The following is a 23435-nucleotide window of genomic DNA, read 5'->3' on the forward strand; positions in this document are numbered from 1 at the left end:
TTGTGAGCAAGGAAAAGATTTTATTCATCGACCGTGACGGCACATTGATTGTTGAACCCCCGGTTGATTTTCAAGTGGACCGTTTAGACAAATTGGCACTTGAACCCTTTGTGATCCCCGCGCTGCTTCAGCTCCAAGCCGCCGGTTACAAGCTAGTCATGGTGACCAACCAAGATGGACTGGGCACCGACAACTACCCGCAAGCGGATTTCGATGCCCCACATAATATGATGATGGACATCTTCACCTCGCAAGGTGTTCGCTTTGACGATGTGTTGATCTGCCCACACTTTGACGCCGACAACTGCAGCTGCCGTAAGCCTAAACTCGGTATGGTGAAAGACTACCTGCAACAAGGTCGCGTCGACTTTGAAACCTCTGCCGTGATCGGCGATCGCCAAACGGATCTGCAACTGGCCGAGAACATGGCCATTCGCGGTATTCAATACCACCCGGAGCGCATGGGCTGGCAGCAGATCGTCAAGGATCTCACCACTCAGCCACGCATCGCCGAAGTGGTACGCACCACCAAAGAAACCGATATCACCGTGAAAGTGAATCTGGACGAAAGTGGCGACAACGAGATTGCGACGGGACTAGGCTTCTTTGATCACATGCTGGATCAAATCGCCACCCACGGCGGGTTCCGCATGATCTGTAAAGTGGACGGCGATCTGCACATTGACGATCACCACAGCGTGGAAGACACCGCTCTCGCTTTAGGCGAAGCCTTGAAGCAAGCCTTGGGCGATAAGAGAGGCATTGGCCGTTTCGGTTTTAGCCTGCCAATGGACGAGTGCTTAGCGCAATGTGCATTGGATTTGTCGGGGCGTCCGTACCTGAAATTTGACGCGACGTTTAGCCGCGATCAAGTGGGCGATCTGTCGACCGAAATGGTGCCCCACTTCTTCCGCTCGTTAACCGATACCTTGGCTTGCACCCTGCACCTTTCTTCAACCGGTCATAACGATCACCACATTGTCGAAAGCTTATTCAAAGCCTTTGGCCGCACTCTGCGCCAAGCCATCAAAGTCGAGGGCAATGAGTTACCGAGCAGCAAGGGGGTCTTGTAATGACCTCAACCACACAAAACGTCGTCATTATTGATACCGGTTGTGCCAATGTCGCGTCCGTGCGCTTTGCCATTGAGCGCCTTGGCTATACGGTCACCGTCAGCAAAGATCCTGAGGTGGTCTTGGCGGCCGACAAGCTATTTTTACCCGGTGTCGGTACCGCCAGCGAAGCGATGAAAAACCTGCAGGAACGCGCACTGATCGATCTAGTCAAACAGGTCGATAAGCCTCTGCTCGGTATTTGCCTTGGCATGCAGCTGCTGTGCCGTCTGTCGCAAGAACACGGTTCAGCCGGTGAAGACTCCGTGGAGTGTCTCGGGCTGTGTGATGCGCCCGTCGAAAAAATGCAGCCGGGCGATTTGCCTCTGCCACACATGGGCTGGAACACCATCACACCGCAAGACGGCCACCCGCTGTTTACCGGTATTCCGACAGGCACTTACTTCTACTTTGTACACAGTTACGCCATGCCGGTGCGTGAAGGAAACACCATCGCACAGTGTGAATACGGCCAGCCATTTACTGCCGCACTGCAAAGCGGCAATTACTATGGCGTGCAATTTCACCCGGAGCGTTCCAGTAAAGCGGGCGCCCAACTGATCAAAAACTTTTTAGAGATGTGATAAGGAACGTCGATGATTATCCCTGCACTCGATTTAATTGACGGTCAAGTTGTCCGTCTCTATCAAGGTGACTACGGCCAAGTGACCGAATACCCCGTCATGCCGACCGAGCAATTTGCCCTGTACCATCAAGCGGGCGCGAACTGGCTCCACTTGGTGGATCTCACTGGCGCCAAAGACACCTCGGCACGTCAGCTCGATCTGATCGCCACGATTCTGGCCAGCACCCCCGCCAATATCCAAATTGGCGGCGGCGTACGCAGCGAACAAGATGTAAAAGACTTGCTCGATGCCGGTGCACAGCGTGTGGTGATTGGCTCAACCGCGGTGAAACACCCCGCGTTAGTCAAAAGCTGGATGGAAAAATACGGCCCTGAACACATCGTGCTGGCGCTGGACGTCAACATTGATGACCAAGGCAACCGCAAAGTCGCTATTTCTGGCTGGCAGGAAGATTCTGGCGTATCCATTGAAGCACTATTGGATGACTTCCTCACCGTGGGCCTGAAACACGTGTTATGTACCGACATTTCTCGTGACGGCACGTTAGCAGGATCCAATGTCGACCTGTACCGTGACTTGTGCGCGCAATACCCACACGTGGCGTTTCAGTCATCTGGCGGCATTGGTTCGCTGGATGACATCGCCGCGCTAAAAGGCACGGGAGTACAAGGTGTGATTGTCGGTCGCGCCCTGCTCGACGGTAAATTCACCGCGGAAGACGCTTTCCGTATCTGGGCAGAATAAGGAGTCCATTATGTTAGCAAGACGCATTATTCCTTGCCTTGATGTGCGCGATGGCCAGGTGGTCAAAGGCGTGCAATTTCGCAACCACGAAATCATCGGTGACATTGTCCCGCTCGCCAAACGCTATGCCGAAGAAGGCGCAGACGAGTTGGTGTTCTATGATATCACCGCCTCCAGCGATGGCCGCGTCGTCGACAAAAGCTGGGTCGCCCGCGTGGCCGAGGTAATCGACATTCCGTTCTGTGTCGCTGGCGGGATCAAATCCACCGATGACGCTGCCCGCATTTTGCAATTTGGCGCGGATAAGGTATCGATCAACTCGCCGGCATTGGCCAACCCTGCCCTCATCACCGAGTTGGCTGACAAATTCGGCGTGCAATGTATTGTGGTCGGCATTGATTCGTACTTTGATGCAGACACCGGAAAATATCAGGTCTACCAGTTCACGGGCGATGAAAGTCGCACCCAAGCAACCCAATGGGAAACCTGTGATTGGGTACAGGAAGTGCAACGTCGTGGCGCCGGTGAAATCGTACTGAATATGATGAACCAAGACGGTGTGCGTAACGGCTACGATCTGGACCAACTCAACATGGTCCGTGCTGTTTGCCGCGTGCCGCTGATCGCTTCCGGCGGTGCTGGTGAGATGGTGCACTTTGCTGATGCTTTTAACCATGCCAACGTAGACGGCGCACTGGCCGCGTCTGTCTTCCACAAGCAAATCATCAACATTGGTGATTTAAAACAGTACTTGAAGCAACAACAGGTGGAGATCCGACTATGAGCCTACAAGCAAACATCGATTGGGAAAAAGTGGGCGGACTTGTCCCTGCCGTGGTGCAAGATCACACCAGTGGCCAAGTGCTGATGCTCGGTTACATGAACCAGGACGCACTGGCAAAAACGTTGGAAACAGAGCAAGTCACGTTTTTCTCACGCACCAAGCAACGCCTGTGGACCAAAGGGGAAACCTCGGGCAACGTGTTAGCGCTTAAAAACATTGCGCTCGATTGCGATAATGACACCCTTTTGGTACAGGTGAATCCGATTGGCCCCACCTGCCACCTTGGCACGACCACCTGCTTTGATGGCGATGCCGTCGATAAGCCGTCGTTGGTGTTCCTTCATCAATTGGAGCAGGTGTTGGCAGCCCGTAAAGGAAGCGATCCTGATTCCTCTTACACCGCCAGCCTCTATGCCCGTGGCACCAAGCGTATTTCGCAAAAAGTGGGCGAAGAAGGCGTTGAAGTCGCGCTTGCGGCAACGTCGGGCGATAAAGCGGAGTTAGTGTGTGAATCGGCCGATTTGATCTACCACCTCTTGGTGCTATTGCAAGACCAAGGCCTGTCACTGTCAGACGTGACGGCAAAACTGCAAGAGCGTCATAAATAAGACCGCATATAGGTTTGCGAATAAACGCCCAATAAAAAGCCCGCAATCATGATCGCGGGCTTTTCATTTTAAATCTCATTGTGCGGTGTTTAGCTTCTTGCCTAGCTTTCTAGCGCTTCTTTGTAGTGCTTACGGCACACTGACACATAGCGGTCATTACCACCGATTTCCACCTGATCGCCATCAGCAATGGCTTTACCGCTTTCATCTTGGCGGATCACCATATTGGCTTTACGGCCACAATGACAGATGGTTTTCAGTTCAACTAACTTATCCGCCCATGCAAGCAAATAACGGCTCCCATCAAACAATTCACCACGGAAATCACTGCGTAAACCGTAGCACAACACTGGGATATGCAATTTATCGACCACTTCGGTCAACTGATACACTTGCGGTTTCGTCAGAAACTGGCTCTCATCGATCAGGACACAATCAATCTTATTATCCGCATGCATGTGTGACAAACGCTGATACAGATCGTCTTCCACGTTAAACAACTCGGCTTCTTCTTGCAGGCCGATACGGGAGCTCACGATCCCTTTACCGTAACGATCATCAATCGCTGCCGTAAAGATAACCGGGTTCATCCCTCGCTCGCGGTAATTAAATGAAGACTGCAACAGGGTGGTCGATTTACCCGCGTTCATTGCCGAATAATAGAAATACATCTGGGCCATGTCGTTTCCCTTGTAGTAATACGATGGATGCTTGGAAAAAACTGCCGCGATGCTACAGAAAAGCCCCCCAGATTGAAAGAACCTCGCGCATATCTCCCAAAGAAAGTCTCAGCTTGCGACAAAAAAAAGAAAGCCTGCACAAAGGGCAGGCTTTCAGGGTATCGCAGTAACGTGCGGTTACGGACGGCGAGACAACCACGCCAGCCCTGAACACACCAACAAGAAGGCCACGCTGGCCGCGATAAAGCCGACGGCTAACGAGTCCGTAAAACCTAACGCCAGGAAGCCAACAGTCGACACGGCCGCCATTGCCAAGGCATACGGCAACTGCGTTGAGACGTGGTCCATATGGTGACAACGCGCCCCGGTTGACGACAAAATGGTGGTATCTGAAATCGGTGAACAGTGATCACCAAATACCGAACCCGCTAATACCGCCGCCAACATAGGAAGAATCAAGGTGATATCCGTCGCGCCAGCCAAGTCACCGGCAATCGGTAACATGATGCCAAAGGTGCCCCAAGAGGTACCGGTGGAGAACGCCATCGCCCCTGCCAGCAAGAACAAAATAGCCGGAAGTAACATCGGATTGATATTGCCTTCCACTAACGTCGACAAGTAGCTACCGGTGCCCATATCGTTGATCACATTACCGATGCTCCACGCAAACAATAGGATCAAAATGGCACCGAACATGGATTTCGCCCCGATCCACAGGGTAAAGCCAACATCCGACATCGGCAAACGCTGACGCAATACCGACACCATGGCTGACATCAGGCCGACCAAGCTACCCAACACCAAAGACATGCCCACATCGGTATTTTCAAACGCACCCAGCAAGTCAAACGGCTTGCCATCGGCCGCCAGTGTTTGGTTACCGGTATACAACATGAAGAACATCGTCGCAGCAATCAAAATCACGATCGGCAACACTAAATCCAACACGCGGCCATTCAGGCTTTCATTGATTTCCAGCTCATCATTGATATCTTTCGCGCGCTTATCGCTGTCACCTTCATCAAAACCACGGCAATGGCTAGCTTCCAGCTCATGACGCTTCATTGGGCCGACATCCAATTGGAACCATGCCACCACAAAGACCATTAATAAGGCGAAGACCGCGTAGAAATTCATTGGCGCAAGCAATAAAAACGCGCCTAAAGGGGTGTATTCGGTCACGCCGTGTGACACTAAAATGCCACTGATCACGGTAATAATGTATGCGCCCCAGCTTGATGCTGGCATCAGTACACACATCGGTGCTGCGGTTGAATCGAGGATATACGCCAGTTTTGCCCGTGACACGTAATAGCGATCCGTCACTGGACGGGAAATTGAGCCCACGGCCAAACTGTTAAAGTAATCATCAATGAAAATAAAGACACCGAGGAAAGCGGCCAGTAATTTCGCGCCACGCTTGGTCTTTATTTTGGTTTGTGCCCATTCAGCAAAGGCTCTTGTGCCGCCTGATAGGGTCAATAATGCCGTCGTCATCCCCAATAAGATCAAGAAGGCAACAATGCTCATCTTCGAGCTATTGAGGCTCCCTTCTTCAATAAACAGCCCTTTGACGGTTGTGCTGACATAATCGAGCATATCCGTATCAGGGTGATTAAAGGTCAATAAAAAGGCACCAAGCAGTACCCCTACACCGAGGGAAAATAAGACGTGACGCGTTAAAATGGCAAGTCCCAGCGCCACAAGGGGGGGGAGCAATGATAATGCGGAATGTGAATAATCTACAATGTTCATGATCTCTACGACAACCGTTCCTGGTTGGAGATCTACTGCTGAACATGGTGAAAACCATGCTAGTTGAGTGTGAGGAAAAGAAGTTACCCTGATCCGACTCCACAGTAGCGCTCCATAGTTAATGTAATTTATAACAATATATACTATGGCAGTGTTGCCCCTATTTGGTGACAACCCCAGCAAGGCGGTGTGATAAACCAGCACTTACTTCGGCATCGGCGCCTTTCACAAATCCTCATCGGAATCACCCTACGATTTGTTACTCTTAGACGATGCAACCTCTACCCTTAGTCAAGGAATAGTCAATTCTACGGACAGAAATATTAATTGCAACAACTTACGACGCAGTTCTTAACAGCACCGGAGCATCCTGTTACCAGACCGATGCAAAAAGGCACGATATGCAGCCTTTTTTTGACAAAAACACTATGCAATTGATCGCAAAAGTTCAGGTTCCCTACACCATCAATATTCGTTTATTTTTGTGACTGAACGATAAAAAAACATTACAAATGAGAATTGCGCCCGCGAATTAGGAAAAAAAAACAAATAAGAAGGTGATTTTTTATTTGGCATCTAGCAACTAAACGTATTAATATTGCAAATATTGAATTGTCACTGCTATTATTATTTTATAGTTTTAGAACAACAGGAAATAAAAAGATGTCTGATGCAATGAAAGCACTTTTGAACCTTCGTAGCCTTCGCGCACTATCTCGTGAATATTCACTAGAGCAACTTCAAGAAGCTCTAGAAAAACTACAAACTGTGGTTTCTGAGCGTGAAGAATCTGAAGCAGAAGAGACTGCTAAAGAAAAAGAACGTACAGAGAAGCTAGCACAATACCGTGAAATGCTACTTGCTGATGGTATTGACCCAGAAGAACTGCTTGCGGCAACACTACACAAAGCACCTAAAGCGAAGCGTGCACAGCGTCCAGCTAAATATAAGTTCATCGACGAAAACGGTGAAGAGAAAACGTGGACTGGCCAAGGCCGTACTCCAAGCGCATTGAAAAAAGCACTGGATGATGGCAAAGCACTAGAAGAGTTTGAAATCTAATTTCGATTTCACTTTTTAACTGCTAAAACCCGGCTTTATGCCGGGTTTTCTTTATCTATCATAAAGATAAACATTGGGATAAACATCACACTTTTTCGCTACGTTTATTCACTTTCTCTCACGAAACAGCCAACCACAATTATCGACGCCTTCACGATAAACATACCAAATAGCAATAGGTGCTCTCGAATTATCTTTTCTTCCCATGCGGCACCCAGAACAATAAAGCACCCTCATTTAAGTGATAAACATATCAAGCACAAAAAACCAGACACGAAAGTCTGGCTTTATGATTATTCATGATACCGACACATTTATCTGCTAGCGGATCTTGTCAGCCAAATGGCTGACTGCAAGCGCAAAATAATGCGAACGGTTCCAATCCAGCAATGATTGGTAGTTCCCATAAACTAAATAAGCTCTACCGTGATTATCATCAGGTTGAATAAGCCAGGCATTGATATCAGCCTCTGGCAAGTCCTGCCCATTTAATCGTCTCACGCCCAGTGTCTGCCATTCACTCAATGCACGCGCCTGCTCTTTTTTCACCCCAAACACACTCTTCTCAAGAGAGTCAGGCAAGGTCACTTGGCGGCCCCACGTATATTCACTGTCCCAATTAGCTTGTTTTAAGTAGTTCGCCGCAGAAGCAAACACATCCGCATCGGTCTGCCAGATATCGATCTTGCCGTCATTATTTCCATCAACCGCGTACGATAAAAAGGATGTTGGCATAAATTGCGGCTGACCCATTGCGCCCGCCCAAGAGCCCTTCATATCTTTAGGGGCAATATGGCCCGCCTCTAATATTTCTAATGCCGCCATCACTTGCTTGCGGAAAAAAGCTTCTCGACGTCCTTCATAGGCCATGGTCGACAACGCTTCCACCACATTGTAATTGCCCATTAAACGACCAAAATTACTTTCCACGCCCCACAACGCCACAATGAAACGTGGCTGAACACCGTATTGCTGGCCAATTTTTTCCAGCACGACTTTGTGTTTTTGGTAGCGATCATTGGCTTGCTTGACTTTCCAATCAGGCACCGCACGGGGAATATACTCATCCAGCGTTAATTTTTTTTCTGGCTGATTTTTATCTGCCTTTACGGCGCGCTCTGTAAATGTAATGCCGTCAAAAGCAGAGTTGATAATCGACTCTGAAATTCCATTTTCGCGGGCTTCTACTTTTAGCCCTTCGACATAACTGTCAAATCCTTCATCTGCAGCAGATACCGCCGATGACAATCCTAATCCTAAGGCCACTAAGGCCGATACCAATCGCTTATGCATAATTTACCCTTGGTTTTTTGCTGCTTTCTCTGCCTTGTACTGTTCCAGTAAATTGGTTACGGGTGGTGGCACCTGCAAATAAAAACCGGTGTCGGCCAATGCAACTTTTACTTTTTCCACATCTGCCTGTGCTAATTTACGCCCGTCTTGCAACTTCAGTACCATCACAAGCTGAGGGGCCCCGAAGGTTGTCATTAAGGCTTCTGGCACAGCAGAAAAATCATCTTTTTTGTTGATATAAAGATACGTGCCTTCTTTTTTTGGACTTTTATAAATGACGCACAACATGTTTCTATAACCTATAAATACTTATTAACTCTCAATTCAGACCACAAACAGCCGGGAACATTCCCTTATGTGCTGCTTGATACGCCAAACTCATGAGACGCTTGTCTGAATTTCCAACGCTAAAGCAAGGATAGCTTGCTGATATACGCTTGGGAATATAACATGCAAGTACCCAAGAGATAACGTACCTGAACGGCTATTTTAGCGACAGTCAGTCAATGCCCATGACAAAATCAGCAGAACTCAAGGGAGGCTCTTATACCCTCTCAGCCCTCCACCTCGTGGACGGTGACATCCCTCAAGCGGCTGACTTTCTCAGACAGAAAGTTGATCACGCTCCCCATTTCTTCGCTGCCGCTCCAGTTGTTATCGATATTAGCCAAGTCAGTGATAATATCGATTTTGTACAGCTTAAACGCAGCGTCAGTGAAGCGGGTATGATCCCGGTTGGGATCAGTGGATGCAAAGCAAAACAACGTCAACAGCAAGCCAAAGAGGCTGGCTTTGCCATCATGAATGCGGCACGCCAGGTCAAAGCGTCAGAGCCGACGATGGAGCCGGTGCAGGAAGCGATGATGGAGCCCACGCGAATCATCCGCAATCCGGTGCGTTCTGGCCAGCAAATATATGCAAAAAATTGTGACCTTGTGGTGATGAATCACGTCAGTGCAGGGGCCGAAATTATTGCAGATGGCTGTATCCATATTTATGGCACGTTACGTGGACGTGCTATTGCGGGTGCAAACGGCCATAGCGAGGCGAAGATTTTTTGCCACAACCTGCAAGCAGAACTAGTCTCGATTGCAGGAAACTACTGGCTGAGCGATAAAATCCAAGAAGCGTTCTGGGGTAAGAATGTGGTTATCTCACTTGCTGAAAATAATTTGAACATAGAGCATTTAACTCTATAACGTTTAATAAGGAATTAAAAAATGGCACGTATTATCGTGGTAACCTCAGGTAAGGGGGGCGTTGGTAAAACTACCTCTAGTGCAGCTATTGCATCTGGCCTTGCACTGTGCGGCAAAAAAACAGCCGTGATTGATTTTGATATTGGCTTACGTAACCTCGATTTGATCATGGGATGCGAGCGTCGCGTAGTCTACGATTTTGTCAATGTGATCAATGGGGAAGCGAATCTTAACCAAGCGATGATCAAAGACAAGCGTGTCGAAAACCTTTTTGTACTGCCTGCTTCTCAAACCCGTGATAAAGAAGCGCTGAGTAAAGAAGGCGTGGAAAAAGTGCTGAATGACTTATCAGAGATGGGCTTTGATTTCATCATCTGTGACTCACCAGCAGGCATCGAAACCGGCGCTTTGATGGCCTTATACTTCGCGGATGAAGCCATTGTAACGACGAACCCTGAAGTCTCGTCTGTGCGTGACTCAGACCGTATTTTGGGTATTCTCGACTCGAAATCTCGCCGTGCTGAAACAGCGGCAGAGCCGGTCAAAACACACCTGCTTCTGACACGCTACAACCCAGCACGTGTTACGCTCGGTGAAATGTTGAGCGTGACCGATGTTGAAGAGATCCTTCACATTCCACTGCTTGGCGTGATCCCGGAAAGCCAAGCGGTACTGAACGCATCGAACAAAGGTGAACCTGTGATCTTTGATAAAGGATCGGATGCGGGTTTGGCTTATGAAGATACCGTTGCTCGCTTACTGGGTGAAGAACGTCCGTTCCGCTTCCTTGAAGAAGAGAAGAAAGGTTTCCTTAAACGTCTATTCGGAGGGTAATGCATTATGGCACTGTTAGAATTCTTCCGCCCCAAGAAAACAACGACAGCCAGTGTTGCCAAAGAGCGCCTTCAGATCATTGTCGCTGAACGCCGATCTGCAGGTCAGGGAGCCCCTAGTTATCTGCCTCAATTGAAAGAAGATATCTTGGAAGTGATCCGCAAGTATGTGGCCATTAGCCCTGAGCAAGTCACCGTTAACCTTGATCAAAAAGAAGAAGATCTCTCTGTTCTTGAGCTCAACGTCACCTTGCCTGACGAAGACAAGTAACGCATAAAAAAAGCCCTGCTCACGCGAGCGGGGCTTTTTCTTTTTATCGTCGTATACCTATTTTTATTGGCATCAACGCTTAGCGATCCAGTATCGGCAGCACTTTTTGTTCAAACAATGGCTTACGCCACGTTCTCAACATCTCTGGCAACTTATCTTGCGGACGCTGTTTTTTCCACGCCCAAGAAATTAACTCGTTCACTTGCTTTTTCGAGGCCAAAAACTCAGGCATCAGTCCGGTTTGCGCTTCAACGTCAGTCACCACGTCTTTGATGCTTTTCACCATCTGCTTATACCCTGCCACATCGTCCAAACGAACGATTTTTTCCGGGTATTGCTCTGGTGACAAATCATCCACGTCGTACACCATTTTCAACAAACGGGTACCATGACGCTGAATTTCCATGCTATCAAACCCTTCTTGGGTCATCACCGCTTTTGACTTAATGTTAAGACGGGCCAATTTCCACAGGTTTAGTTCTTTCACCACAAAGTTTAAGGCTAAGTCACGCTTGCGTGCTTCCAGCAGACGCCACTTGGCCACTTGCTGTAGGATAGCCAACTGCTTCGGATTCAATTGCCATGCATTTTTGATATCAAGGTAGACCTTATCGGGATCGATCGTCTTAATGCGCTTGAGCATCAAATTCGCACACTCTTGCTCAAGGGCGGCTTTCCACCCTTTCGCTTCCACCAACGGCAGCAGCTTTTGATACAAGGGTAGAAGGTAGAACACGTCGGCCGCCGCATAATCGAGCTGGCGATCCGTCAGAGGACGAGCCATCCAATTGGTGCGCGCTTCGCCTTTATCCAGCTCAACACCCAGGAAGTCATTAACCAGCGTGCCAAAGCCCGCGGAGACACCATAACCCAAGAAGGCCGCCATCACCTGCGTATCAATCATGGGAACCGGCAAACAACCGGCATAGTGCTGAAACACTTCCAAATCTTCGCCGCACGCGTGTAGCACTTTGATCACGGATTGATCACGCAACAAGTCCCACAGCGGTGCTAAGTCGTCAATCGCAATCGGGTCAATCAGTGCCAGCGCTTCCCCATCAAACAACTGAATAAGGCCCAGCTTTGGATAAAGGGTACGGGTACGTACAAATTCAGTGTCCAGCATCACTGCGGGCTGACGACGGGCTGCCAAGCAGATCGTTTCTAAGCGCGCGGTGGTGGTTATAATTTCAAAATTCACAATATCCTACCAATAAAATGCCGGCATAACGCCGGCATTGGATAATTCTCGTTACGTGATGCGATCACGCGTCCTGAGTAGGTTGTTGAGATTCTTCACGCAATGCGCGGCGAAGGATCTTACCGACGTTGGTTTTCGGTAATTCCTCACGGAACTCAACAATTTTCGGGATCTTATACCCTGTCAGGTGCTGACGACAGTGAGTCAACAACTCTTCACGAGTCAAACTATCATCACGCTTCACCACGCAAATCTTCACGATTTCGCCAGACACTTCATGCGGTTCACCGATCGCGGCGACTTCCAAGACTTTACCGTGCAATGCCACGACGTCTTCAATCTCGTTCGGATAAACGTTAAAGCCTGACACCAAAATCATGTCTTTCTTACGGTCGACAATATGCAAGAAGCCTTCATCGTCAAAGCGGACGATATCGCCGGTCGATAACCAGCCGTCTTTCGTCAACACTTCATCGGTCGCTTCCGGACGCTGCCAATAGCCTTGCATCACCTGCGGACCACGTACCTGCAATTCACCGACTTGATCATAGCCTAGCACGTTACCTTCATCGTCTACCATACGTACTTCAGTGGAAGGCACCGGCAGGCCGATAGAGCCATTATAGTCAACCAAATCGTACGGGTACGCAGCAACCAGCGGCGAACACTCGGTCAGGCCATAGCCTTCCAGCAAGTAGTTACCGGTAATTTGCTTCCATTTTTCTGCCACTGCACGCTGTACGGCCATACCGCCACCCACAGACAAGCGAAGCTGGCTGAAATCCACATTGCGGAAATCGGCATTGTTCACCAACGCATTAAACAGGGTATTCACACCGGTAATCGCGGTAAATTGGTAACGCTGCAGCTCTTTGACAAATGTCGGAATGTCACGCGGGTTAGTGATCAGCAAGTTGCGACCGCCCATCTCCACAAACAACAAACAGTTAACGGTCAACGCAAACACGTGATACAGCGGCAACGCCGTCACAATCAACTCACGGCCTTCCGTCAGTACCGGACCGTATGCGCCTTTGGCTTGCATCACGTTCGCCAGCATGTTGCGGTGGCTCAGGATTGCGCCTTTGGCTACACCCGTTGTACCGCCGGTGTACTGCAAGAACGCGACATCGTTACCGTTCATAAACGGTTTCACGTACTGCATACGACGGCCTTTACGCAGCGCCATACGCATCGATGTCGCATGCGGCAAATGGTATTTCGGTACCATTTTCTTGATGTACTTCACGACGAAGTTCACTAACGTGCCTTTCGGGCGAGAAAGTTGATCACCCAAACTGGTCAACACCACGTGCTGTACACCGGTGTTTTTCACGATGCTTTCTAGCGTGTGCGCAAAGTTTGACACGATGACAATCGCTTTGGCACCGGAGTCATTCAACTGATGCTCAAGTTCACGCGGGGTGTACAACGGGTTTACGTTCACCACCACACAACCGGCACGAAGAATACCGAACAGTGCAATGGGGTATTGCAGCAAGTTCGGCATCATTACCGCCACGCGGTCGCCTTTTTGCAAACGCAGTTCGTTTTGCAGGTAGGCGGCAAAGGCACGGCTACGCTCTTCCAGCTTGCGGAAGGTCATGACCTGCCCCATGTTGATAAATGCCGTTTGGTCAGCATACTTCTGTACTGACTGCTCAAACATTTCAACTAATGACGGATATTGATCCGGTGAGATTTCAGCCGGTACATCTTCCGGATAGCGGTTAAGCCAAACCTTATCCACGTTGCATTCTCCTATTAATGTAGCTTGGTGCCAATGTGCGATAACGGGATCGGCATTTACTGTCAATTCAGACAATTACAGCACAATGAACCTACAAGTAACACTGACCTTAACCGATCAGTTTCTTTATTTTTGAACTGAACAACAAAATCTGTTCAGTCACCGCATGAGGACTTTCCAGATGACAATGGTGTCCACCTGTCACCTCATGCTGAATGAGTGATGACCAAGTCTGCTGAGCAGCGTGGCTAAGTTTCCAATGTGGGTACCCGTGATGACCCACAATCGATAATATCGGGGCGGTAACTGCACTCGCTAACGCCTGTGCATGCTCGCTACCCATGCGGTAGAGCGAATCACAACGCAGCCGCGGATCATGCCGCCACCACCAGCGGCCGTGGGCTTCATACACACCCCGCGTCACGATGGGACGTAACTGTTCAGCCGATAAGTGGTTCACATGGCAACGTAATGCGAGTGCTTGCTCAAACGTTGCCATCGACCGTGACAAGCGGTGCTGGGCACGCTGACGAAAACGTTGCCGACTCATAATACCTTGCCGTAATCGCTCAGCGGCTTGCGTCGGCGGCTCCGATAACGGTGCCAACCCTTCTATCAACACCAGGCGTTCTACCTGCTCAGGGAAGGCCGCAGCATAACACACCGCGACTAAAGCACCGAGCGAGTGACCCGTCAGGATCACAGGCGGCAACACCCCATCCGGTGGCGTTAACGCTGCCATCACTTGGGCCAAGTCATCCACATAGTCGACAAAATGAGAGAAATTATCGACCGCACGATGAGGCGAAAGCCCATGTCCCGGCCAATCCATGGCGAGCACCGAAAAATGCGCTGCCAAGGCAGGAAATAACGGCGTGAAACTGGCAGCGTTGTCTTGCCATCCGTGCAGCATGATCAACAACGGTTTATCCGTCGGTAATGCCCTATTCACCGCATGGTCAGAAAAATCCGGCGGTGTAAACGAACACAAGCCCGCTAAATGCGAGCCTGCTATCGGGATCTCAATGTGGTGCATCGTTACCGTGGACCTCATGCTTTATTCGGTGACACGTTCTCTCACTTCGCCTCGCGTAAAACCGTTGCCGCGATGCGGTGAGCAATGCAGCCCCCAGCACGGTGGAAAAGGGGTCGTCTCTGTCAGCCAAATTTCTTTTTTGACCTGCCACAGTTGACTGCCCGATACCGTCACAACGGGGTACGTATACGCATACTCCCCAACCGTGCCACGTTCTTGTCCGGAGACACGTCCTGCGACGGTAATCAAACGCCCAGGATGATAAGCCATCGGCTCAACAAACCCATCGATATAAGCAATAAAGCGTTGTTCGGGGGTTGCCCCTAACGTGGGTTTACCCGAGGCAGAGAGAGGCAGCGACACAACTTCGATGCGTGTTGCCTGCTCACCATTACGCACACTGGCTATCACACCGCCTAATCGCACTTCAGGCTGCGCTATCGTTGACTCGGCCTGATATTGTGCGACTAACGTAATATCTGTCAGTGGGTTATCGCTCTCGGTACGTAGACTTTCAGGTACCGCCGCGCAGCCTACCATACTCCCGGCAAGCAACCCAACAAATAGCATTCTAAACATTCACACCCCCTGTCAACTGATGAAGAAGCATACAAGTGCCTGCGTAGTGCCTCTTTCCATGATGCCGCTTACACGTAGAGATCCACCCCAACCAACGCGGAAAAATCATCACGTTGCTGTTGATGCATCACCCCCATGTATGACGCTAACGCTTCACGGTGTTTACCGACAGGTTGATCATACTGAACACGGGCATGTGCTGCTTCAAACTGAGCGGGATCGGCCGCCATCATCGGCGTACGCGCGCTAACAGCTACTGGCTGAGGCGTAACGTCCAGCGTGACCGGACTTTGCGACGGCTTCGCTTTCGATGGGGATGATGATGGTGTAAGGGTAACGGGGAGGCGCTGAATAGATACCATGAAAAACTCCCAGAACAGTCACGATGCCGTGCACGCTGCACGACATCCATCCAACGCGCTTACTCGCGACCTGGCAACTTCTTCCACGTCACGGTATCACGGACATACACCGGGCTCGCGTGCTCGGCAGACACGGCTTCACCACGGGCAAAAGCGTATTGAGCCAAGTGTACCATATCCGATGAATCCGGATAAAGAACAGTACCTTGCACTAATTCCGCAGGCAATTGCGATAAGGCTTCAGCATAGCTTTCCCAACCTGTACCGGCCGTGAACCAACGGCCGGTTTCATCCTGCAGTTGTGTAATGAGTTCCTGTGGCTGAACGACGATCTCACCGCCTTGTACTAACCAATCACCATCCGCCTGACGCACGTACTGACCCCAATACACCTCACCCATGCGGGCATCAATGGCAGCCATCACGTGGTCAGCTTGGTGCGCACGGTACGTCCCTTGTGCCATCGCGGCCAAGGTGGAAATACCTAGCATCGGCAGATCAGCGCCAAACGCCAACCCTTGTGCAATGCCGATACCAATACGTACGCCAGTAAAGCTGCCAGGGCCACGACCAAACGCCAATGCGTCCAGCTGTGTCAGGCCAATACCCGCTTCTGCCAGTACGGCATCCACCATAGGAAGGATTTTGATGGTGTGTTCACGCGGCGCATATTCACAGCGTGAAATCACTTCACCGCCCATCAGAAGGGCTACGGAACAATTTTCTGTGGCAGTATCCACTGCAAGGATTGTGTTGCTCATTCAAGCCTCTGAATGCTGTTCTTCGCAATCATCCGGTGTGTGATCACCGTCGATGGAAGATAAAAACTGCCCAACGCCTTCCACATCGCGTGTGCGAGGGATCGGCGGCAGACTACGTAAAAAGACCGCGCCATACGGACGCGTCACTAATCGGTTGTCACAAATCACCAAAACACCTTTGTCTTTCTTGTCTCGGATCAAACGTCCAACCCCCTGCTTCAAGGTGATCACCGCATCAGGAATTTGGACTTGTGCAAACGGATCGCCACCGCGCAGGCGGCAATCTTCTATTCGCGCTTTAAGCAACGGATCATCCGGTGCAGTAAACGGTAATTTATCGATAATAACACAGCTTAGGGCTTGGCCTCTAACATCGACCCCTTCCCAGAAGGCACCTGTGGCCACCAGCAACGCATCACCGCGCTCAAGGTACTCCGCCAACAGCTTCTGTTTGGTGGTTTCCCCCTGTACTAACACGGGTAAATCCAGCTTAGCACGGAAGCCTTCGGCCAAATCCCGCACCATTTGGTGTGAGGTACACAAAAAGAAACAGCGACCGTTATTGCGTGTGATCAGGGGTGCCAACATGTCGACCAAGCGATCGGCAATGCCCATGCTGTTCGGCTCAGGCAAAAAGCGCGGCACACACAGTAGCGCTTGCTGTTGATAATCAAACGGGCTTTCTAGCGAAAATTGCTGCTTCGGGGTCAACCCCAAGCGTTGGCTGAAATGACTGAAATCGTCATTCACGGCCAAGGTGGCTGATGTGAAGATCCATGCGCCGCCCTGTTGGGTCATTTGCTCATGAAACTTTTCAGCCACCGACAGCGGCGTGATGTGCAAACTAAAGTGGCGCGGCGTACATTCATACCAATAAGAATAACCAGTAATGCTGGTATCACACACACGCTGCAAGCGTGCCTTCAGCAAGGTCGCGCGCTCAAACGCGGTGTCCAATAACTGGCTGCGCCCCAATGCCAGTTTCAGCACTTCGTGGGTTAAGTCCAAGGCATCGGTTAATCGGGTGATTTCTCGCTGAATCGACGCACTGGTAATGGCTTCACGCCAGTTACCGCGGAATCCTGGCTCGCCCAACACAATGCGCATGTCGGCCGCGGCTTGATACAAGCGATCCGCCGTTTTCTGTAATTGGCGCATGTCTTTGGCTTCGGTGCGATAGCCAATTTCCACATCTTTAGCGAGTTCTTGAATTTGGCGACTGGTCAGGCTCTGGCCGAAATATTGACTGGCAATGTCGGGCATCTGGTGGGCTTCATCAAAGATGAATACGTCAGCCTCTGGGATCAGCTCGCCAAACCCGGTTTCTTTGATCGCTAAATCGGCGAGGAAAAGATGGTGGTTCACCACCACGATGTCCGCTTCCATGGCGCGACGGCGGGCTTTCACCACGAAGCATTCGTCATACGACGGACATTCACGCCCCAGACAGTTGTCATTGGTGGACGTCACCATTGGCAGCACCGGACTGTCTTCGGCGATGGCTTCACAATCCCCCAAGTCGCCTGTTTTCGTGGATGAGGACCAGTGTCTCACTTGCACCAACTGGCTCAATAAGGTGGGATCGCTATGTACGCCGTGACTTTCTGTGATTTGGCGGCTCAGACGATCAATACAGAGATAGTTCGCGCGCCCTTTTAGCAATGACACACGGCCAGTAAAGCCCAGCGCATTGGTCATCAGGGGTAAATCACGGTGAAAAAGCTGCTCTTGTAAGTTCTTGGAACCCGTGGAAATAATGACTTTCTTGCCACTGACCAAGGCTGGCACTAAATAGGCAAAGGTCTTACCGGTACCGGTACCCGCCTCGACCACCAACTGGGTTTGCGACTGAATGGCATCCGCCACCGCCTCAGCCATGTCGATCTGTGGTTGGCGTGCCTGAAACCCAGGAATGGCTTTATCGAGCGCGCCACCGGCGGCAAAAAACTTGGCTATCATCGCAATCAGAACATACAGGAAATAAGCGCCACATTATGCCAATATTCCCGTTGGGCGACCACGATTAATTCGGCGCGAGCCCTACCGTCGCCGGTTTCCCTTCGGTAACTCCCCCTGCGTTCTCACACCCGCTTGCAACGGTGCGGCGATAAAACACGCTTTTCTTTGATCCAGAAACCTTTTGACCTTGCTAAGAATGCGAGGTACATAATGGGGTAAGGGCTTACCGGCCTATCATCTCAAGGAAGAGTACATGGAAAAGAAAACGCTGCTGACCGATTGCAAAGATAACATGGGGTTGATCAGCAAAATCACCAATATTTGTTATAAGCATCAACTCAATATCATTCACAACCGCGAGTTTGTGGATCACGGCAATAACCAGTTTTTCATGCGCACCGAGTTGGAAGGTTACTTTAATGATACGACCTTTCTGGCCGATCTCGACCGCGCGATACCTGAAAACAGCCGCCGTCGCCTGATCAGCTCCGATCGCAAACGCATAGTGATCATGGTGACCAAAGAAGCGCACTGCTTGGGGGATATTCTTGTCAAAGCCTTTGATGGCTCGCTGGATCTCGAGATCGCCGCCATTGTCGGTAACTATGACACTCTGGGCAATCTGTCTGAAAAGTTTGATGTGCCTTTCCATCACGTCAGCCATGAAGGGCTGAGCCGCGATGAGCACGAAGTACAATTACTGGCTGCCGTGCAGCAATACCAACCCGATTACGTGGTACTGGCCAAATACATGCGTATTCTGACGCCAAATTTTGTCGCACAGTTCCCCAATAAAATCATTAATATTCACCACAGCTTCCTGCCAGCCTTTATCGGTGCGAAACCGTATCAACAAGCCTTTGAACGTGGGGTAAAAATCATCGGGGCGACCGCCCACTTTGTCACCAACGATTTGGATGAAGGCCCGATCATCACCCAAGACATTTCACCGGTTGATCACACCTTCAGTGCCGCTGATATGGCGAAAGCCGGTCGGGATGTGGAGAAATCCGTATTGAGCAAGGCGCTCGGGCTGGTCGTTGACGATCACGTCTTCGTGTATGGCAACCGGACGGTGATTCTCTAGGTTCGAGATTCGAGATTCGAGATTCGAGATTCGAGATTCGAGATTCGAGATTCGAGTAGAATCGTACAACGAAATAGCGCGAAGCCATGCCTCGCGCTATTTTTTTGTCTACGTTGTGCCTGTGTTTTTCGCGTGCTATGCCAAAGCTCCGCCAAGCACAACCTTGCTTACGCGTTTTCGCTGGCAATCACGGCTTTCAGTGAACACGGATGCAGCTTTATGCACACGCCGTCTTTCTTGAAGGCATACGTCGGGTTGGCCAAACGCTCGTGCTCTCCCGACGGGGAGCTGGCTTTGACATGGATCCCTTGCTCGTTCAAACGATCCCACGCTAACGCCGGGAATGTCTCATCCAATACGGTTTTCAAACTGTCAGTGTCATTCACGTCAGACGGGATCACAAACTCCACATGTTCCCAGCCTTCTTGCGGGTACTGTTTATCCCCTGGGTATGGCAGTTCCAACGCTTCAATGGTCCATGCCCCCACCTTGAGCGGCTCATGGAAACCAATCACAATGATAGGACGACCATTGATTTCATTGTTTGACCACTCCTCCCCGTAAGCCAGCCACGCTTGGTGTAAGGCTTCGGCTTGTACACGGTCGTTCACACGCAGTGCGATATGATCCGCCTGATAATCATTGAGCGATAGGCCTAACTCCGCCGCCAGTGCGTCAATTTTGGCCATAAAGGTCGGCAATTGCGCCAGCATTTGCGCCGGAAGCAGCCCCTTTTGTTCTAATACTTGCATGTCGTGACTCTCCTTTCGACCCGTTGACTTTTGCGCATAATTATACAATTTCATCAGAAAAGAAAGCGCCATCCCGCGACGCTCTGGTCACGGCTTGTCCCCCACAAAAAGCGTGTTAGCGTTCAATCCGGTTTTCAATGCGGCTGACAACACGCTCCCAAGATAGTTTTTCTCATCCACGTTGTTAGGCCCCCTATGCCGCCCAGCCCTTTTCTGCTCTATGCTGGCTCGCGGTTTGTGCGTTGACGGGCAATAAAAAAAATTCATCAACTATCATCTTTATACCTTGCCAAACGACCTAAAATTGTGGGTATGATTAGGGCAATGCAAGCAATGTATTCAAGATGCCCCACCTCCTTCCCTGCGAGGCGGCCCCGTCAAAAATACTCACGTTTTAAAAAAGCCCTTCTGGACTATCTTGTATAGGCCTGTGCTCGTGACTATTTTTGACGGTGATACTTGAATACGTTGACGCTTTTGCCTCGCCGGCATCGACGGGCGTAACGAACGATTTAAAGGATAAGCGTGTGAATATTCAAGCACTCATTAATGATAAAGTCTCTCAGGCGCTAGAAGCCGCTGGTGCCCCTGCTGGAAGTCCAGCTGCGGTTCGCCAATCGGCAAAAGTCCAGTTTGGTGACTACCAAGCAAACGGTGTAATGGGCGTTGCCAAACAGCTAGGGACGAACCCTCGCGAATTCGCACAGAAAGTCATTGATCAACTTGACCTAGACGGCATTGCTGAGAAAGTAGAAATTGCCGGCCCTGGTTTTATCAATATCTTCCTAAGCAAAACGTGGTTGGCAGAGCAAGCGGAAGCGGCACTGGCTGACGAACGTCTTGGCGTTGAAAAAGAAGCACAACAAACCATCGTCGTCGACTACTCTGCGCCAAACGTGGCAAAAGAGATGCACGTGGGTCACCTACGTTCAACCATCATCGGTGATGCGGTTGTCCGTACGCTTGAGCACCTTGGTCACAACGTGATCCGTGCTAACCACCTGGGTGACTGGGGTACACAGTTCGGTATGCTTATCGCAAACCTTGAGCGTGTACAGAAAGAATCCGGTGAAGTGTCGATGGAGCTGTCTGATCTTGAAGCGTTCTACCGCGAATCAAAGACACTTTACGATGAAGATGAAGAATTTGCTGTCCGTGCTCGTAACTATGTCGTGAAGCTACAAAGTGGCGATGCGTTCTGTGCAGACATGTGGCGCAAGCTGGTTGACGTTACTATGGTACAAAACCAGCGTAACTATGACCGTCTGAACGTATCGCTAACCAACGACAACGTGATGGGCGAGTCCATGTACAACGACATGCTGCCTGGCATCGTTGCTGATCTTGAAGAAAAAGGTCTGGCAGTAGAAAGCGATGGCGCGGTTGTTGTCTACCTTGACGAGTACAAGAACAAAGATGGTGAGCCTATGGGCGTTATCATCCGTAAGCGTGATGGTGGCTTCCTGTACACCACTACGGACATCGCATGTGCTAAATACCGTTACGAGCAGCTGCATGCTGATCGCGTACTGTACTTCATCGATTCACGTCAACATCAGCACCTGATGATGGCTTGGTCTATCGTACGTAAAGCGGGTTATGTGCCAGAGAGCGTGTCTCTTGAGCACCACGCATTCGGTATGATGCTAGGTAAAGATGGTCGTCCATTTAAGACTCGTGCCGGCGGTACAGTTCGTCTTGCTGATCTATTGGATGAAGCAGAAGAGCGTGCAAACAAGCTGATTGAAGAGAAAAACCCTGAGCTAGATGCAGCAGAAAAAGCAAACATTGCGAAAACTGTCGCAATGGCGGCGGTGAAGTACTCTGATCTGTCTAAGCACCGTACCACTGACTACATCTTCGATTGGGATAACATGCTGGCGTTTGAAGGCAACACTGCACCGTACATGCAGTATGCTTACACACGTGTTGCGTCTATCTTCAAGCGTGCGAATGTTGAACTTAAAGACCTGACGCACCCTGTTGTGATTAACGACGAGAAAGAGCAAATCCTTCTGTCTAAACTGCTTCAGTTTGAAGAAGCGGTACAGTCAGTGGCGCGTGAAGGTCAACCACACCTAATGTGTGCGTACCTGTTCGAGCTAGCGGGTATCTTCTCAAGCTTCTACGAAGCCTGTCCGATCCTGAATGCAGAAGAAGACGTGAAGCAAAGCCGCTTGAAGCTGGCGCTATTGACGTCGAAGACCATCAAACAAGGTCTTGATCTACTGGGTATTGAAACCCTAGAGCGTATGTAATTTATTACTGACGCCCTCAAAGCGATCAAAACAAAAGCCTTCTCTTGTGAGAAGGCTTTTTTCTTTTTCAGCCGCCTTCAGCCATCGGTATCCATCGAGCATTCAAGGCATCCAACAATCATTGACTTAACGCTGATGTTGTTCCGCCTCACTGACCAAAACGTTGGCCGCCTTTCAGCAACCAATGTAACTCTTCTTCGGTCGACAGACGCCCGTACGCAGCATTGCGGTGTGGAAAGCGACCAAACCGTTTCACGACATCATGGTGGCTGACAGCATACTGATAGAAGCCATCAAACATATCCACCTCTTCAGGTGTGACGCCCTGACGCAGACGATCAAAACGAAATACGGCTTCTTCTTGATCGTCAAGCGCTTCAGAATGTTCTAGCGGCAAATAGAAAAACACCCGCTCAATGGGTGTTAGCTGCAAATCTTGATTCTTCGCCAACCCGCGACGACACAACGCCAGTGCCAGTGCATCGTAACGAAAGGCGGCACTCAACCCACGGTAGATATTACGGGTAAATTGGTCGAGCAAGATAATCAATGCCAAACTGCCTTTCGGTGACGCCCCCCAATGACTGAGCGCCCCTGAACCCGCCAGACTCACCAAATGCTGAAAACGTTGCGCAATCAACGCGTCCGTTTCCGCATCGCCCTTAAACCACAGTGCATGACGGTCAGAAAGTGGGGTGTCGTTATTCAAGTCACCGAACCAAAAGTCCAACACCTCTTGATATTCTGTTGTCATAAGCATGC

At 50.2% G+C, this 23435-nt stretch carries 24 protein-coding genes and 1 riboswitch; of the genes, 11 read left to right on the forward strand and 13 right to left on the reverse strand.

Features of this window, described 5'->3' with window-relative positions:
* Positions 1 to 2: 2 nt before the first annotated feature.
* The 5 genes from hisB to hisIE are packed head-to-tail and all read left to right on the forward strand — an operon-like array spanning position 3 to position 3835.
* Positions 3 to 1073, forward strand: coding sequence for a bifunctional histidinol-phosphatase/imidazoleglycerol-phosphate dehydratase HisB (gene hisB, locus L4C36_RS08220; protein WP_428477312.1), 1071 nt, complete (start codon positions 3 to 5; stop codon positions 1071 to 1073).
* Complete coding sequence (gene hisH, locus L4C36_RS08225) at positions 1073 to 1696, forward strand: imidazole glycerol phosphate synthase subunit HisH (protein WP_428477313.1); 624 nt, start codon at positions 1073 to 1075, stop codon at positions 1694 to 1696. The genes hisB and hisH overlap by 1 nt, the downstream gene beginning before the upstream one ends.
* 12 nt (positions 1697 to 1708) lie before the next feature.
* Positions 1709 to 2443, forward strand: a complete 735-nt coding sequence (gene hisA, locus L4C36_RS08230; RefSeq protein ID WP_428477314.1) for a 1-(5-phosphoribosyl)-5-[(5-phosphoribosylamino)methylideneamino]imidazole-4-carboxamide isomerase — start codon at positions 1709 to 1711, stop codon at positions 2441 to 2443.
* Positions 2444 to 2453: 10 nt separating this feature from the next.
* Complete coding sequence (gene hisF / locus L4C36_RS08235; protein WP_428477315.1) at positions 2454 to 3227, forward strand: imidazole glycerol phosphate synthase subunit HisF; 774 nt, start codon at positions 2454 to 2456, stop codon at positions 3225 to 3227.
* Complete coding sequence (gene hisIE, locus L4C36_RS08240) at positions 3224 to 3835, forward strand: bifunctional phosphoribosyl-AMP cyclohydrolase/phosphoribosyl-ATP diphosphatase HisIE (protein ID WP_428477316.1); 612 nt, start codon at positions 3224 to 3226, stop codon at positions 3833 to 3835. The genes hisF and hisIE overlap by 4 nt, the downstream gene beginning before the upstream one ends.
* Positions 3836 to 3936: 101 nt before the next feature.
* On the opposite strand, the gene L4C36_RS08245 is transcribed toward hisIE, so the two are convergent.
* Positions 3937 to 4515: a thymidine kinase gene (locus L4C36_RS08245; RefSeq protein WP_428477317.1), complete on the reverse strand. Its 579-nt coding sequence runs from the start codon at positions 4513 to 4515 to the stop codon at positions 3937 to 3939.
* A gap of 177 nt (positions 4516 to 4692) precedes the next feature.
* The gene (locus L4C36_RS08250; protein ID WP_428477318.1) at positions 4693 to 6270 is read right to left on the reverse strand and encodes a Na+/H+ antiporter NhaC family protein; all 1578 of its coding nucleotides are present in this window, start codon (positions 6268 to 6270) and stop codon (positions 4693 to 4695) included.
* A gap of 97 nt (positions 6271 to 6367) precedes the next feature.
* Positions 6368 to 6562: riboswitch (Lysine riboswitch) on the reverse strand.
* 371 nt (positions 6563 to 6933) lie between these two features.
* Here L4C36_RS08250 and L4C36_RS08255 point away from each other — a divergent pair.
* Positions 6934 to 7332 carry an H-NS family histone-like protein gene (locus L4C36_RS08255; RefSeq protein WP_428477319.1) on the forward strand — a complete coding sequence of 133 codons (399 nt, stop codon included), beginning with the start codon at positions 6934 to 6936 and terminating at the stop codon, positions 7330 to 7332.
* A gap of 321 nt (positions 7333 to 7653) precedes the next feature.
* Here L4C36_RS08255 and L4C36_RS08260 read toward each other — a convergent pair whose 3' ends face one another.
* A complete protein-coding gene (locus tag L4C36_RS08260) occupies positions 7654 to 8625 on the reverse strand; it encodes a lytic murein transglycosylase (protein ID WP_428477320.1) in 972 nt (323 codons plus the stop codon).
* Positions 8626 to 8628: 3 nt separating this feature from the next.
* On the reverse strand, positions 8629 to 8913 hold the full coding sequence (locus L4C36_RS08265; protein WP_428477321.1) for a YcgL domain-containing protein: 285 nt from the start codon (positions 8911 to 8913) through the stop codon (positions 8629 to 8631).
* Between the two features lie 224 nt (positions 8914 to 9137).
* Here L4C36_RS08265 and minC point away from each other — a divergent pair, with 224 nt between their 5' ends.
* Genes minC through minE form a run of 3 tightly spaced genes read left to right on the forward strand, consistent with a single transcriptional unit; the run spans position 9138 to position 10928 of the window.
* Positions 9138 to 9824 carry a septum site-determining protein MinC gene (gene minC / locus L4C36_RS08270; RefSeq protein ID WP_428477322.1) on the forward strand — a complete coding sequence of 229 codons (687 nt, stop codon included), beginning with the start codon at positions 9138 to 9140 and terminating at the stop codon, positions 9822 to 9824.
* 21 nt (positions 9825 to 9845) lie between these two features.
* Entirely contained in the window at positions 9846 to 10658 is an 813-nt protein-coding gene (gene minD, locus L4C36_RS08275) for a septum site-determining protein MinD (protein WP_428477323.1), read from the forward strand.
* 6 nt (positions 10659 to 10664) lie between these two features.
* Positions 10665 to 10928, forward strand: coding sequence for a cell division topological specificity factor MinE (gene minE / locus L4C36_RS08280; RefSeq protein WP_428477324.1), 264 nt, complete (start codon positions 10665 to 10667; stop codon positions 10926 to 10928).
* A 79-nt stretch (positions 10929 to 11007) separates the two neighbouring features.
* Here minE and rnd read toward each other — a convergent pair whose 3' ends face one another.
* From rnd to yoaA, 7 genes are all read right to left on the reverse strand, one after another.
* Positions 11008 to 12129, reverse strand: a complete 1122-nt coding sequence (rnd, locus tag L4C36_RS08285) for a ribonuclease D (RefSeq protein WP_428477325.1) — start codon at positions 12127 to 12129, stop codon at positions 11008 to 11010.
* 64 nt (positions 12130 to 12193) lie between these two features.
* Entirely contained in the window at positions 12194 to 13879 is a 1686-nt protein-coding gene (fadD, locus tag L4C36_RS08290; protein WP_428477326.1) for a long-chain-fatty-acid--CoA ligase FadD, read from the reverse strand.
* Positions 13880 to 13988: 109 nt separating this feature from the next.
* Positions 13989 to 14933 (reverse strand): alpha/beta fold hydrolase, encoded by a 945-nt coding sequence (locus tag L4C36_RS08295; RefSeq protein WP_428477327.1) that lies wholly within the window; start codon positions 14931 to 14933, stop codon positions 13989 to 13991.
* 3 nt (positions 14934 to 14936) lie between these two features.
* Positions 14937 to 15494 (reverse strand): Slp family lipoprotein, encoded by a 558-nt coding sequence (locus tag L4C36_RS08300; RefSeq protein WP_428477328.1) that lies wholly within the window; start codon positions 15492 to 15494, stop codon positions 14937 to 14939.
* A gap of 68 nt (positions 15495 to 15562) precedes the next feature.
* Positions 15563 to 15856 carry a hypothetical protein gene (locus L4C36_RS08305; protein WP_428477329.1) on the reverse strand — a complete coding sequence of 98 codons (294 nt, stop codon included), beginning with the start codon at positions 15854 to 15856 and terminating at the stop codon, positions 15563 to 15565.
* A 59-nt stretch (positions 15857 to 15915) separates the two neighbouring features.
* A complete protein-coding gene (tsaB, locus tag L4C36_RS08310; RefSeq protein ID WP_428477330.1) occupies positions 15916 to 16617 on the reverse strand; it encodes a tRNA (adenosine(37)-N6)-threonylcarbamoyltransferase complex dimerization subunit type 1 TsaB in 702 nt (233 codons plus the stop codon).
* Entirely contained in the window at positions 16618 to 18576 is a 1959-nt protein-coding gene (gene yoaA / locus L4C36_RS08315; RefSeq protein WP_428477331.1) for a DNA repair helicase YoaA, read from the reverse strand. It lies immediately after the preceding gene.
* A 253-nt stretch (positions 18577 to 18829) separates the two neighbouring features.
* Here yoaA and purU point away from each other — a divergent pair, with 253 nt between their 5' ends.
* Entirely contained in the window at positions 18830 to 19663 is an 834-nt protein-coding gene (gene purU / locus L4C36_RS08320) for a formyltetrahydrofolate deformylase (protein ID WP_428477332.1), read from the forward strand.
* A gap of 167 nt (positions 19664 to 19830) precedes the next feature.
* On the opposite strand, the gene L4C36_RS08325 is transcribed toward purU, so the two are convergent.
* Positions 19831 to 20415, reverse strand: coding sequence for a VOC family protein (locus L4C36_RS08325; protein ID WP_428477333.1), 585 nt, complete (start codon positions 20413 to 20415; stop codon positions 19831 to 19833).
* Positions 20416 to 20942: 527 nt separating this feature from the next.
* On the opposite strand from L4C36_RS08325, the gene argS reads away from it, so the two are divergent.
* Entirely contained in the window at positions 20943 to 22673 is a 1731-nt protein-coding gene (gene argS / locus L4C36_RS08330; protein WP_428477334.1) for an arginine--tRNA ligase, read from the forward strand.
* A gap of 148 nt (positions 22674 to 22821) precedes the next feature.
* Here argS and L4C36_RS08335 read toward each other — a convergent pair whose 3' ends face one another.
* A complete protein-coding gene (locus L4C36_RS08335) occupies positions 22822 to 23427 on the reverse strand; it encodes a DUF924 family protein (protein WP_428477335.1) in 606 nt (201 codons plus the stop codon).
* Positions 23428 to 23435 lie beyond the last annotated feature (8 nt).

The organism is Photobacterium japonica (genome assembly GCF_050337005.1).
GTDB lineage: Bacteria > Pseudomonadota > Gammaproteobacteria > Enterobacterales > Vibrionaceae > Photobacterium > Photobacterium japonica.